The sequence below is a fragment of the Rhizobacter koreensis genome, assembly GCF_013366375.1.
Taxonomy (GTDB): Bacteria; Pseudomonadota; Gammaproteobacteria; order Burkholderiales; family Burkholderiaceae_C; genus Schlegelella_A; species Schlegelella_A koreensis.
Genome location: NZ_JABWMJ010000001.1, coordinates 33,921 through 47,125 on the forward strand (window position 1 = coordinate 33,921; position 13,205 = coordinate 47,125).

The 13,205-nt window shown below is 69.1% G+C and carries 12 protein-coding genes; 2 read left to right on the forward strand and 10 right to left on the reverse strand.

Annotated elements, in window-relative coordinates; all coding sequences use genetic code 11:
* Window positions 1-27: 27 nt before the first annotated feature.
* The 10 genes from atpD to HQN59_RS00210 all read right to left on the reverse strand — a co-directional run bounded on the left by atpD (window position 28) and on the right by HQN59_RS00210 (window position 8,642).
* Complete coding sequence (atpD, locus tag HQN59_RS00165) at window positions 28-1,467, reverse strand: F0F1 ATP synthase subunit beta (protein ID WP_176064893.1); 1,440 nt, start codon at window positions 1,465-1,467, stop codon at window positions 28-30.
* Between the two features lie 123 nt (window positions 1,468-1,590).
* Entirely contained in the window at window positions 1,591-2,460 is an 870-nt protein-coding gene (atpG, locus tag HQN59_RS00170) for a F0F1 ATP synthase subunit gamma (RefSeq protein ID WP_176064895.1), read from the reverse strand.
* A gap of 117 nt (window positions 2,461-2,577) precedes the next feature.
* Complete coding sequence (gene atpA, locus HQN59_RS00175; RefSeq protein ID WP_176064897.1) at window positions 2,578-4,131, reverse strand: F0F1 ATP synthase subunit alpha; 1,554 nt, start codon at window positions 4,129-4,131, stop codon at window positions 2,578-2,580.
* Window positions 4,132-4,184: 53 nt separating this feature from the next.
* Entirely contained in the window at window positions 4,185-4,730 is a 546-nt protein-coding gene (locus HQN59_RS00180; protein WP_176064900.1) for a F0F1 ATP synthase subunit delta, read from the reverse strand.
* Window positions 4,731-4,733: 3 nt separating this feature from the next.
* Window positions 4,734-5,204, reverse strand: a complete 471-nt coding sequence (locus HQN59_RS00185) for a F0F1 ATP synthase subunit B (RefSeq protein ID WP_176064901.1) — start codon at window positions 5,202-5,204, stop codon at window positions 4,734-4,736.
* Between the two features lie 69 nt (window positions 5,205-5,273).
* On the reverse strand, window positions 5,274-5,537 hold the full coding sequence (gene atpE, locus HQN59_RS00190; protein ID WP_176064903.1) for a F0F1 ATP synthase subunit C: 264 nt from the start codon (window positions 5,535-5,537) through the stop codon (window positions 5,274-5,276).
* A gap of 64 nt (window positions 5,538-5,601) precedes the next feature.
* Entirely contained in the window at window positions 5,602-6,498 is an 897-nt protein-coding gene (atpB, locus tag HQN59_RS00195) for a F0F1 ATP synthase subunit A (protein ID WP_176064905.1), read from the reverse strand.
* Window positions 6,499-6,523: 25 nt separating this feature from the next.
* Window positions 6,524-7,024: an ATP synthase subunit I gene (locus tag HQN59_RS00200; protein WP_342451080.1), complete on the reverse strand. Its 501-nt coding sequence runs from the start codon at window positions 7,022-7,024 to the stop codon at window positions 6,524-6,526.
* Between the two features lie 242 nt (window positions 7,025-7,266).
* Window positions 7,267-8,148 carry an aldose 1-epimerase gene (locus tag HQN59_RS00205; RefSeq protein WP_342451081.1) on the reverse strand — a complete coding sequence of 294 codons (882 nt, stop codon included), beginning with the start codon at window positions 8,146-8,148 and terminating at the stop codon, window positions 7,267-7,269.
* Entirely contained in the window at window positions 8,145-8,642 is a 498-nt protein-coding gene (locus tag HQN59_RS00210; protein WP_176064907.1) for a GNAT family N-acetyltransferase, read from the reverse strand. Before HQN59_RS00210 ends, HQN59_RS00205 begins: the two co-directional genes overlap by 4 nt.
* Before the next feature lie 711 nt (window positions 8,643-9,353).
* Here HQN59_RS00210 and HQN59_RS00215 point away from each other — a divergent pair.
* Window positions 9,354-11,942, forward strand: coding sequence for an SLBB domain-containing protein (locus HQN59_RS00215; RefSeq protein ID WP_176064909.1), 2,589 nt, complete (start codon window positions 9,354-9,356; stop codon window positions 11,940-11,942).
* Window positions 11,939-13,189 (forward strand): GumC family protein, encoded by a 1,251-nt coding sequence (locus HQN59_RS00220; protein WP_176064910.1) that lies wholly within the window; start codon window positions 11,939-11,941, stop codon window positions 13,187-13,189. The genes HQN59_RS00215 and HQN59_RS00220 overlap by 4 nt, the downstream gene beginning before the upstream one ends.
* The last annotated feature ends 16 nt before the right edge of the window (window positions 13,190-13,205 follow it).

The window sequence follows — 13,205 nt, forward strand, 5'->3', positions numbered from 1 at the left end:
ACGGCGCCCCGGGGTCGAGTGCGCCGCTTACTGAACCTTCTTGGCCTTTTCGATGGCTTCGTCGATGGTTCCGACCATGTAGAAGGCCTGCTCCGGCAGCGAGTCGCACTCGCCGTTGGCGATCATCTTGAAGCCGCGGATGGTTTCCTTCAGCGGGACGTACTTGCCTTCGCTGCCGGTGAACACCTGGGCGACGAAGAACGGCTGCGAGAGGAAGCGCTGGATCTTGCGGGCCCGCGCCACGACCAGCTTGTCTTCCGGCGCGAGTTCGTCCATGCCGAGAATCGCGATGATGTCGCGCAGTTCCTTGTAGCGCTGCAGGATGCCCTGCACCTGGCGCGCGACCGTGTAGTGCTCCTCGCCGACGACGTTCGGGTCGAGCTGGCGGCTCGTCGAGTCGAGCGGGTCGACCGCGGGGTAGATGCCCAGCGAGGCGATGTCGCGCGACAGCACGACGGTCGAGTCGAGGTGGGCGAAGGTCGTTGCGGGCGACGGGTCGGTCAGGTCGTCCGCCGGCACGTAGACGGCCTGGATCGACGTGATCGAGCCGATCTTGGTCGACGTGATGCGCTCCTGCAGACGGCCCATCTCTTCCGCGAGGGTCGGCTGGTAGCCCACCGCCGACGGCATGCGGCCGAGCAGTGCCGACACTTCGGTGCCGGCCAGCGTGTAGCGGTAGATGTTGTCGACGAAGAACAGCACGTCCTTGCCTTCGTCGCGGAACGACTCGGCAATGGTCAGACCGGTCAGCGCGACGCGCAGACGGTTGCCCGGCGGCTCGTTCATCTGGCCGTACACCATCGCGACCTTCGACTCGCCGAGGCTCTCGAGGTTGACGACGCCCGACTCGGCCATCTCGTGATAGAAGTCGTTGCCCTCGCGGGTGCGCTCACCGACGCCGGCGAACACCGACAGGCCCGAGTGCGCCTTCGCAATGTTGTTGATCAGCTCCATCATGTTGACGGTCTTGCCGACGCCGGCACCGCCGAACAGACCGACCTTGCCGCCCTTGGCGAACGGGCAGACCAGGTCGATGACCTTGATGCCCGTTTCGAGCAGGTCCTGCGACGGCGACAGCTCGTCGTACGCCGGCGGCTTGCGGTGGATCGAGGCCACGAGGTCCTGGCTGACCGGGCCACGCTCGTCGATCGGGTTGCCGAGCACGTCCATGATGCGGCCGAGCGTCGCCGGGCCGACCGGCACCGAGATCGGGTTTCCGGTGTTGACGATGGTCATGCCGCGGCGCAGGCCTTCGGACGAGCCGAGCGCGATGGTGCGCACGACGCCGTCGCCGAGCTGCTGCTGCACCTCGAGCGTCAGCTCCGAGCCTTCCATCTTCAGCGCGTCGTAGACGCGCGGCATCTGGTCGCGCGGGAACTGCACGTCGACGACGGCGCCGATGCACTGGACGATCTTGCCCTGGTTGGCAGTGAGCGCGCCGCGCTCGGGAGAGAGGACTTCAGCCATGTTGCTTCCTTCGGTACTTGTCTGTTCGATCCGCCGAGCGGTTCAACCCGCGGGGTGCGCATCGCGCGGGGCGTTCGGCCGGCGCTCGCTGCGCGCCGGCGCGCCCGCCGTCCGGGCGCGCCGCTAGACCGCTGCCGCGCCGGCCACGATCTCGGAGAGTTCCTTGGTGATCGCGGCCTGCCGCGTCTTGTTGTAGACGAGCTTCAGCTCGGCGATGACGTTGCCGGCGTTGTCGGTCGCCGACTTCATCGCGACCATGCGGGCCGACTGCTCGGACCCCATGTTCTCGGCCACGGCCTGATAGGCCAGGGCTTCGACATAGCGCAGCAGCAGGTCGTTGATGACCGTCGGCGCGTCGGGCTCGTAGAGGTAGTCCCACCCATGCTCGCCCTGGCGCACTTCCATCTCTTCGGCCGACAGCGGCAGCAGCTGCTGCACCATCGGCTCCTGGCGCATCGTGTTGATGAAGCGCGTGTAGCAGAGGTAGACCGCCGAGAGGCGCCCTTCGGCGTAGGCGTCGAGCAGCACCTTCACCGGGCCGATGAGGCGCTCGAGCGCCGGCCGGTCGCCGAGCTGGGTGACGTGCGAGACCACCGGCGCGCCGATGCGATTCAGGAAGCCGAAGCCCTTGTTGCCGATGGCGACCGCTTCGGACCTGATGCCCTGGCCCTCGAGCTCGCGCAGCTTGGCGGTGACCGCCCGCAGCACGTTGGTGTTGAGGCCGCCGCACAGACCCTTGTCGGTCGTGATCACGATGAAGCCGGCGGTCTTGGCGCCGTCGTTCTTCACCATGAACGGATGCTTGTACTCGGGCGTCGCCGTCGAGAGGTTCGCCGCCAGGCTGCGGATCTTCTCGGCGTAAGGACGCGCCGCACGCATGCGGTCCTGCGCCTTGCGCATCTTCGAGGCGGCGACCATCTCCATCGCCTTGGTGATCTTCTTCGTGTTCTCGACGCTCTTGATCTTGCCGCGTATTTCCTTGCCTGCTGCCATAGATCTTCCTAGTTACTCGAACGTCGTCGTTTCACGCGGCTCGCCGCGGACAGGTTCCCCGGCCGCCGCGAGAATGCCTCTAGGGCGAAAGCGCAGCGACGCGAGGTTCAACCGTCCTCAGGCGAACGACTTCTTGAACGCCGCCGTGGCGTTCATGAGCTCGCCCTCGGCATCCTTGTCGAGCTGCTTGGAGTCTTCGATCTTCTGCAGCAGACCGGCGTGGTTCGTCTTGAGGTGCGTGTGCAGGCCGCTTTCGAACGCCAGCACCTGCTTGACGTCGACGTCGTCCATGAAGCCCTTGTTCACCGCGAACAGCGAGGCCGCCATCAGCGAGATCGGCAGCGGCGAGTACTGCGGCTGCTTGAGCAGCTCGGTCACGCGCGCGCCACGATCGAGCTGCTTGCGGGTGGCTTCGTCGAGGTCGGACGCGAACTGCGCGAACGCGGCGAGTTCACGGTACTGCGCGAGGTCGGTACGGATACCGCCCGACAGGCCCTTGATGACCTTGGTCTGCGCCGCGCCACCGACGCGCGACACCGAGATACCGGCGTTGATCGCGGGGCGAATACCGGCGTTGAACAGCGAGGTCTCGAGGAAGATCTGGCCGTCGGTGATCGAGATCACGTTGGTCGGCACGAACGCCGACACGTCGCCGGCCTGCGTCTCGATGATCGGCAGCGCGGTCAGCGAACCGGTCTTGCCCTTGACCTCGCCGTTGGTGAACGCTTCGACGTAGTCGGCGTTCACGCGGGCGGCGCGCTCGAGCAGGCGCGAGTGCAGATAGAACACGTCGCCCGGATACGCTTCGCGGCCCGGCGGACGGCGCAGAAGCAGCGAGACCTGGCGATAGGCGACGGCCTGCTTGGAAAGGTCGTCGTAGACGATCAGCGCGTCCTCGCCGCGGTCGCGGAAGTACTCGCCCATCGTGCAGCCCGAGTAGGCCGACACGTACTGCATCGCCGCGCTCTCGGCGGCCGATGCAGCGACGACGATCGTGTACTCGAGCGCGCCGTTGGCTTCGAGGGCGCGCACGATGTTCTTGATCGTCGACGCCTTCTGGCCGATGGCGACGTAGATGCAGGTCATGTTCTGACCCTTCTGGTTGATGATCGCGTCGACCGCGACCGCGCTCTTGCCGGTCTGACGGTCGCCGATGATCAACTCGCGCTGGCCCCGGCCGATCGGCACCATCGAGTCGATCGCCTTGAGGCCGGTCTGCATCGGCTGGCTCACGCTCTGACGCGCGATCACGCCCGGGGCGATCTTCTCGATCGGCGCCGACAGCTTGGTGTGGATCGGCCCCTTGCCGTCGATCGGCTGGCCCAGGGCGTTGACGACGCGACCCTTCAGCTCGGGACCGATCGGCACTTCGAGAATGCGGCCGGTGCACTTGACCGTGTCGCCTTCGGAGATGTGCTCGTACTCGCCCAGGATCACCGCGCCGACCGAGTCGCGCTCGAGGTTGAGCGCGAGGCCGAACGTCGGCGTGCCATCGGGTGCGGACGGGAACTCGAGCATTTCGCCCTGCATCGCTTCCGACAGGCCATGGATGCGGCAGATGCCGTCGGTCACCGACACGACGGTGCCTTCGTTGCGGATGTCGGCCGAGACGGCAAGGCCTTCGATCCGGCTCTTGATCAGTTCGGAGATTTCAGCGGGATTCAGTTGCATGGTGGACTCCGGTCTGCCTCAGCAGGCTGGTGGAATGTCGATGCGGGACGGCCTCAGGCCGTCAGCGCGGCCTTCATCTGGGCCAGGCGAGCCTGGATCGAGGTGTCGAGAACTTCGTCGCCGACGACGATGCGGACGCCGCCGATCAGCTCGGGCCGCACCTCGACGGTGGCGTCGAGCCTGCGGCCGAAGCGGCGCTCCATGGTCTGCACGACATCGGCGAGCTGGGCGTCGTCGAGCGGGAACGCGCTCTCGACCACCGCGCGGGCGGTGCCGCTCCGGTCCTGCACGAGAGCCTCGAACTGGCGCGCGATCTCGCCGAGTGCAGGCAGCCGCCCGTTCTCGACGACCATGCGCAGCAGGTTGCCGGCGGCCGGGCTGAGCGCGCCGTCGGACGACGCGTTCACCACGGAAGTCAGCACCTCCACCACCTGGTCGACGCTGACCTTCGGGTTGTCGGCGAACTGCCGCATCTCCGGGGTGCCGGCGATGCGCGCGAGCGCATTGATTTCGCGCGCGAGGGCGCGGCCGTCGCCGTTCGCCGACGCCTTCATCAGGGCTTCGGCGTACGGGCGGGCGATGGTCGCGAGTTCAGCCATGGATCAGAACTCGGCCTTGAGCTGGTTCAGCAGGTCGGCGTGCGCGCGCGGATCGACCTCGCGACGCAGGATCTGCTCGGCACCGCGCACCGCCAGCACCGCGACCTGCTCGCGCAGCGTCTCGCGGGCCTTGGTGGCTTCCTGCTCGGCTTCGGTACGGGCCTGGGCGACGATCTTCGCCGCCTCCTCGCTGGCACGCGACTTGGCTTCCTCGATCATCTGCTGCGCGAGACGCTCGGCATTGGCCAGACGCTCGGCGGCGTCGGTACGAGCCGACGACAGCTGCTCTTCGACGCGCTTGTTGGCGATCGCCAGCTCGGCCTTCGCGGTGTCGGCAGCCGACAGACCCTCGCGGATCTTGTTCGCGCGCTCGTCGAGCGCGGCGACGATCGGCGGCCAGACGAACTTCATCGTGAACCAGACCAGGATCAGGAACACGATCATCTGGATGATCAGGGTGAAGGTGATGCTCACGGAAAGGCCTCGATGAAGATGGTCTGGTGTGACGCGGGGGCCGCGCGGCGCGCGGCCGTCAGGCGCCGCTTACCGGGGCAGGTTCGCGAGTTGGGCCAGGAACGGGTTGGCGGTCGCGAACCAGAGCGCGATACCCGTGCCGATGATGAACGAGGCGTCGATCAGACCGGCGAGCAGGAACATGCGGGTCTGCAGTTCGCCCATCAGTTCGGGTTGGCGGGCGGCCGACTCGAGGTACTTGCTGCCCATGACGCCGATGCCGATACAAGCGCCCAGAGCGCCGAGGCCGATGATGATGCCGGTGGCGATCGCGACGAGACCGATGAGTTCCATGTTGACTCCTGAGTGAAAAAAGAAACGGTGGAAGGAAAGGGCGAAAGGAAAACGAAACCGGGCGTCAGTGCGCGTCGTGCGCCTGACCGATGTAGACCAGTGCCAGCATCATGAAGACGAAGGCCTGCAGCGTGATGATCAGGATGTGGAAGATCGCCCACGCGGTACCGGCGACGATGTGGCCGGCGGCGAGCGCCCAGCCGGTGGCGCTCATGGTGAAGGCGCCGCCCATCAGGGCGATCAGCAGGAAGATCAGCTCGCCGGCGTACATGTTGCCGAACAACCGCATGCCGTGCGACACGGTCTTGGCGACGAACTCGATGAGCTGCATCGCGAAGTTCACGACCGACAGCAGCACGAAGCCGATCCACGTCACCGGGTTGGCGCTCAGCTTGACGGTGCCGAACGGTGCCGCGAAGAGCTCGTGGACCCAGCCGCCGATGCCCTTGATCTTGACGTTGTAGACCAGGCAGACGATCAGCACGCCGATCGAGAGGCCCATGGTCACCGAGAGGTCGGCGGTCGGCACCACGCGCAGGTAGGCGTGCGCCGGGTCGTGGCCCGCGGCACCGACGATCAGGCCCCAGAGCCAGGGCAGCAGATCGACCGGCAGCAGGTCCATCGCGTTCAGCAGGAAGATCCAGACGAACACCGTGAGCGCGAGCGGCGCGACGAGGCGACGGCTGTTCGCGTTGTGGACGATGCCCTTGGCCTCGTTCTCGACGAGTTCGACGAGAAGCTCGACGGCAGCCTGGAAGCGCCCGGGCACGCCCGCGGTGGCGCGCCGCGCGGCACGCCACAGCAGGAAGCAGGCGATCGCGCCCAGCACGATCGAGAAGAACACCGAGTCGAAGTTGACGACGGAGAAGTCCACCAGACTCGCCGGCTTGGCCGTGCTGGCGTGCGTGAGGTGGTGAATGATGTAGTCACCGGAGGTGGGCGCGTGGCCTTCGGCTGCCATGACGTTGAGTCCGTTCGTGTTGTGTTCAGCGGGCGCGCCAAAACAGCGCAACCCAGTAGGTCTGCATGCAGATCACGAGACCGGCCAGCAGGGCCGGCCAGCTCAGATCAGCCACCACTCGCGGTGCCAGCATCAACATGCCGACCGACACCGCGATCTTGATTCCGCTCCATGCGAGCACGCTGAGCGTGCTGGCGACCGGCGAGATGCTCGACAGCCGGCTGGTCATGCCGCGGGCCATCAGGGCACCCGGGACGGCGACGGTCGCACCGCCGTAGAGCAGCGATGCCCCGACACCCTCGGACGCGACCAACCAGCCGAGCGCGCCGAGTCCGAGCGCCACGACGGCCTGAAGGACCACCACCCGCCACGGCGAGAGCCCTGGCATGCGGCGGCGCAGATCGGCAGCCTCGTCGCGCGTGAGCCGATGGACCGGAGCGTCCTCGACCTCGTCGTCGAATGCACCCGGCCGCGCGCCGCGGCTGACCGCGTCGGACGTTGGGCGCGGCAGGGCGACTTTCAGCACAGCCTCAGATTATACGTAGAGAAGTGTTAACCCTGACAACTCTTGCACGGATGCATCGCAGTGTCCCGCTCGGATTTGGTGCGAGTCCGGTTGGAGTCGCCGCGGCGTGATTGCACTCGCCGCACCCGGATCGTGAAGCGACGCGTCGATCATTGCCATGACGTGGCACGGCATGGACGCGGCCGTCCCGCCGCATCAGGCTTGCCGGTTCGACGCGTTCCCGGGCGTTTGCCCAGGCAGCCCTAGACGACGCCGACGTCGAGCTTCATCCAGCCTCTGCACGACTCGCCGGGCTGGAGCGCGCGCAGGCCGTGCGCGAGCGGGTCGGCCGACTGGATCGCGTTGTTGACGTGACTCACCGGCTCGACGCAGAAGTAGCGCCGGTGCTGCGGCGTGTAGACGACGAGATGGTTCTCGGACGACGTGAGCTGCAACGCGAAGGTCTCGTCGGCGATCTGCGCCGGGCCGCGCCAGCCGTCGAACACGTTGTCGTCGTTCAGGCGCGCGATCGCGCTGTCGATGCCCGGCTGCGCGACGCGGCGTACCGGCAATTGCAGCTGATCGGCGTCCCAACGCTCCGACACCTCCGCGCGCAGGTGGCTGCGCTCGCGCAGCGGAAAGTACGGGTGCCAGCCGAAGCCGACCGGCTGCACGACGTCGGCGCGGTTGACGATCGCCAACTCGACGCTCAGCGCCTCCGGAGTCAGCACGAACGACTGCGTCGCCTCGAACGCGAACGGCCAGTCCGCGTCGCCCACGTGCGCGAGACGCAGCACGGCCTCGCACTCGTTCGCCGACACGACCTGCCACGCCCGTTGCCACCCGATGCCGTGCAGCGCGTGCGGCCCTGCATCGCCGGCGTCGGGCCGGATCGTGTAGTCGCGGCCTTGCCAGCCGAACCTGGCAAAGCCGATCCGGTTGGAATAGGGCACCAGCGGAAAGCTCGCGGCGTCGCGGGCGTTCGCGAGCAGCGCGGGCTCGGTCGAGCGCAGCACCGGCACGCCGGTGTGCCAGAGCCCGGCGACCGAGCCGCCGAGGTCCGGACGCAGCGCCAGCCGCAGGGCCCCTGCGCGCAGTTCGATCGCGTCCGGCCGGGTCGCCGGCACGCCGTCGCCTTCGATCACGTGAGGTCGACCTTGAGGTAGTGGGCGCCGGGAATGGGGTTGAAGTAGTACGGCGGGATCTCTTCGAAGCCGAGCGCGCGATAGAGCTCGCGCGCCGACTCCATGTCGTCGAGGGTGTCGAGCAGCATCACCGAATAGCCGCCGCGCCGCGCCTCGTCGATCAGCGCCTCGGCCAGCGCGCGGCCGATGCCGAGCCCGCGATACGCGGGCCGCACGAAGAGGCGCTTCATCTCGCAGGCGTTCGGGTAGTCGACCTCGGCGAGGCAACGCAAGGCGCCGCAGCCGGCCAGCTCGTCGCCCACGTAAGCCAGGATCACCTGCCCGGTCGGCGCAGCGTACTCGCCCGGAAGCCCCGCGACCTCCGCATCGAAGCCCTGGAAACCGAGATCGACCGGCAGCGAGGCCGCGTAGTCGCGGAAGATTCCGGCGGTCGCTTTCCAGAGCGCCGCGGAGTCGGCGACGCGAAGCGTGAAGCGGTCGTCGGGCGCGTTCACGCGAGGGTCGGCCGCCGAGGCTCACGCCGCAGGCGCCAGGGCTGCGGAGCGCGTGCGGCAGCGCAAAGTTCGCGTCGGCAGGTCGCGGACGACCCGGCTCGCCTCGCGCCGCATCGCGCGCATGGGTCCAGACGGGTCGCGCCGCGCGGCCCGAACGCACCATGCGGGCGTTCGGGAGAGTTCGCCGCGGCAGGCGGGCAGCAAGCGTTCATCGAACGAGCGGACGGTCGCGCTCACGCCGGGCGAGCGCCCAGTCGCGGCGGCGGGTTGCCGCGGTCGCAGGAGAAGCTGAGTGACGCGTTCGTTCCAACCTGCCGGATGGTAGCCGCAGCGCTGGCCGAAGTCGCCGCGACGGTGCCTGCCCGGACCGCGACCGACCTCGGCGTGCCGTCCGCGGGCTGCTCGGCACTTCGAACGCGCCGCTGCGAAGCGCCGAGCGCGAGGTTCCACCCGTCCGATGCGCAGCGGCGACGCCAGACCGGCGGCTCGTCGCGAGAGGCCTGGAACGGCGGCCTGCACGTGCCGCGCGGCCCGCTCGAACGTGGCGGCCTCGCAACGCGGTCGCGAAGGACCCTTCCGTTACCATCGCGAACCCGCCTGCGGCGCCGCCGCCGAGCGTGGTCGGCGCGCGCGAGGCGCGATTCGGCGCCTGACGTCGACCTGCGCAGCGACCCGCGCGCCGTCCGTTCCTCCTTTGCGTCACGCCGCTCGATGACCCTTTCCCGTTTGCGTTCGAAGATCGTCCTGGCCGCGTGCCTGCTCGCCGGACCGGCATGGGCCCAGGTGGGCTTGCCGGTCGACGGCGGCAGCACCTTCAGCACGCCCGCGTACCCGCCGCGCACTGCGCCGGCCGGCGTACCGGGCACCATCGGCGCCATGCCGCTGCCGGCGCCGCCGGGCAGCACCGGCTACCCGAACGCCGCACCGGCCAACCCGCTGGTGCAGCGCCCGAACACCACCGCCGCGCAGCAGCCGCCGTTCGTCGTGGTGCAGCCTGCCCCGCTCGACGACGGGCAGCGCCGTCCTGCCGACCAGACGCCGCCACGCCCGAGCGAGTTCCAGCGCTTCGTCGAGGCATCGACCGGCCGTCTGCTGCCGATCTTCGGATCGACCTTCTTCGCCGATCCGGAACGCCTGCGCTCGCTCGAGAACGTGCCGGTGTCGGCCGATTACACCGTCGGCCCCGGCGACGAAGTCGTGATCCGCGCCTGGGGCTCGATCGACATCGACTACCGCGCGACGGTCGACCGCAACGGCATGCTGAACCTGCCGAAGGTCGGCAGCTTCAACGTCGCAGGGGTGAAGGCCTCCGACCTCGAGCGCAACCTGCGCGCGCAGATCGGCCGCATCTTCACCAACTTCGACCTCAGCGTCTCGCTCGGCCAGCTGCGCGGACTGCGTGTCTTCATCGTCGGCCCGGCGCAACGCCCCGGCGTCGTCACGCTGCCGAGCCAGTCGACGCTGCTGTCGGCGGTGGTCGCCGCGGGCGGCCCGTCGCCGACCGGCTCGATGCGCAAGGTCCAGCTGCGCCGCAACGACCGCGTGATCTCCGAGCTCGACGTCTACGAGTTCCTGGTTCAGGGCGACAAGTCGCGCGACGTCCAGCTTGCCGCCGGCGACGTGGTCGTGTTCCAGCCGGTCGGGCCCCAGGTCGCGCTCACCGGGTCGACCGACACGCCGGCGATCTTCGAGCTGAAGTCGGCGCAGGAGCCGCTGCGCGACGTGCTGCGCTACGCCGGCGGCGTTCCGGTGCTCGCCAACCCGAACCGCGTGCAGCTCGAGCGCGTCGACAACCGCCAGCGCAACGCCGCGCGCTTCGTCGAGACCTTCAGCCTCGACACCGCCGGCCTGCAGAAGCCGCTTCGCGACGGCGACGTGCTCACGCTGCTCGCGATCTCGCCGCAGTTCGCCAATGCGGTGACGCTGCGCGGCCACGTTGCCCAGCCGCTGCGCTACCCGTTCACGCCCGGCATGCGCGTGCGCGACCTCATTCCGGATCGCGACGCGCTGATCACGCCCGACTTCTATCGGCGCAAGAACATGCTGGTGCAGATCATCGAGGACGAGGAGTTCGCGGACACCGAGCTGCTGCCGGCGCCGTTCGACGCCGCCGGGAACCCGGTCGACCCGCGCAACCCGACATCGGGCACCTCGACCCGCAATCAGCCCGCGAACGGCGCGAACGCCGCGAACGCGACGGCAGCGCCGAACCTCGCGGCGAACACGCTCCCGATCGCGACGCCCGGACGTCCGCTCAGCTACACCCAGCGCGTCGCGCGTGCCGAGGCGCGTGCTGCCCGCGACCGCGCGCGCCAGCCGGCCGCCCTGTTCGAGGAGCTGAACTGGGATTACGCGGTCATCGAACGCCTCAACCGCGACACCCTGCAGACCGAGATCATCCCGTTCAACCTGGGCCGCGCGGTGCTGCAGGGCGACGAGGCGAGCAACGTCCCTCTTCAACCCGGCGACGTGGTGACCGTGTTCAGCCAGAAGGATCTGCGCGTGCCGGTGGCGCGCCAGACCCGTCTGGTGTCGCTCGAGGGCGAAGTCAACGCGCCCGGCGTCTACCAGCTGCTGCCGGGCGAGACGCTCAAGAGCCTGATCGCACGCGCGGGCGGCTTCACGTCGCAGGCCTACGTGTACGGCCTCGAGTTCAGCCGCGAGCAGACCCGGGTGCGCCAGCGCGAGAACCTCGTGACCGCGATCGCCCGCCTCGAGTCGCTCGCCGCGATCCAGGCGGCACGCGAGGCGGCCAACCGCCGCGACGACGCCAACGCCGCCGCTGCCACCGCGGTCAGCAACGCGGCGACCAACGCGCAGATCGCGCGCCTCAGCCGGGTGCAGCCGAACGGCCGCGTCGCGCTCGAGCTGCGGCCGGAGACGCGCTCGATCGACGAACTGCCCGACGTGCTGCTCGAAGGCTCGGACCGCATCAGCGTGCCGCCGCGGCCCGGCTTCGTGACGGTCGCCGGCGCGGTGGTCAACAACAACGCGTTCCTGTGGAAGCCCGAGCGCACCGCGGGCGACTACCTGCGCCTCGCCGGCGCCGACGAGGCGGCCGACACCTCGAACATGTTCATCCTGCGCGCCGACGGCACGGTCACCCACGCCGGCGATCGACGCGGCTTCTTCGGGCGGGGCGGCATCGAGGGCCTGCGCATGTACCCCGGCGACGCGCTCATCGTGCCCAACCAGCTCGACTACGAGACCTGGGGCCGCGCGCTGATGCGCAACCTCAAGGACATCTCGCAGATCTTCGCCCAGTTCGGCCTCGGCATCGCCGCGCTCAACTCGCTATGAGCGTCCACGACAGCATGCCCGGCTACGGGAACGTGCCGCTGCCCGACGACGTCTACGACGAGGATCGCGGACCGCGGGTCGGCCTCGCCGAGGTCCTGGCGTGGATCGGCGAGCGCAAGGCGCTGGTCGCGGCGATCACGCTGGGCGTGGCGGTGCTCGCGGCCGCGGTCGCGTTCCTCGTGCTGAAGCCCGTCTACACGGCGCGCGCGACCTTCCTCGCGCCGAACTCGCAAGCGCCGAGCGGCTCGGCGGCGGCCATCGCGGCGCTCGGCCAGCTCGGCGGTCTCGCCGGCGGCTTCGCGCCGAAGACGCCCGACGAGCTCTACGTGGCGCTCTTCAAGAGCGACAGCGTGGTGCGACCGCTCGCCGAGCGCTTCAACCTGCGCGAGCGCTACGACGTCGACAGCTTCGAGGCCCTTCGCAGGCAGTTGCCCAAGTACATCCGCGTGTCGTCCGACAGGAAGAGCGGCCTCATCACGGTCGAGGTCGACGACAAGGACCCGGCCTTCGCGGCGACGCTCGCCAACGCCCACGAAGGCGAGATCACGAAGGTGCTCTCGCGTCTGGCGGTGTCGGAGGCCCAGCTGCGGCGCGCGTTCTTCGAGCGCCAGCTCAACGAGACCAAGGAGAACCTGGTCAAGGCCGAGCAGGGCCTGCGGACGGTGCAGGAGCGCTCGGGTGTGATCGCGCTCGACAAGCAGGCCGAGGCGCTGATCGGCAGCGCCGCCGCGGTGCGCGCGCAGATCGCCGAGCGCGAGATCCAGCTGCGCGTGCTGCGTACCTCGGCGACCGAGCAGAACCCCGAGGTGATCCGCCTGCAGTCCGAGCTGCGCGGCTTGCGTGCCGAGCTCGCGCGCATGGAGTCGCGCGCCGGCGGCAACAACGGCAGCGCGGTCGACCTGCCGGTGGGCCGCATTCCGGAGGCGGCGATCGAGTACGTGCGGGCGCGCCGCGAGCTGCGCCTGCAGGAGACGCTGCTCGAGGCCATGGTGCGGCAGTACGAGGTCGCCAAGCTCGACGAGGCCAAGGAAGGCCCGGCGCTGCAGCGTGTCGACGCCGCGGTGCCGCCCGACTACAAGTCGAAGCCCTCGCGCGCCCTGATCATCCTCGGCAGCACGCTCGTCGCGTTCCTGCTGAGCGCAGGCTGGGTCGTGTTCCGGCGCTACCTGCAGCTGCGCCGCGAGATGGACCCCGACGCGTCCGCGAGCTGGCACGCCGCCGCACGCGCCTGGGGCTGGGGCCGCTGAGCGGCAAGTCCGATCC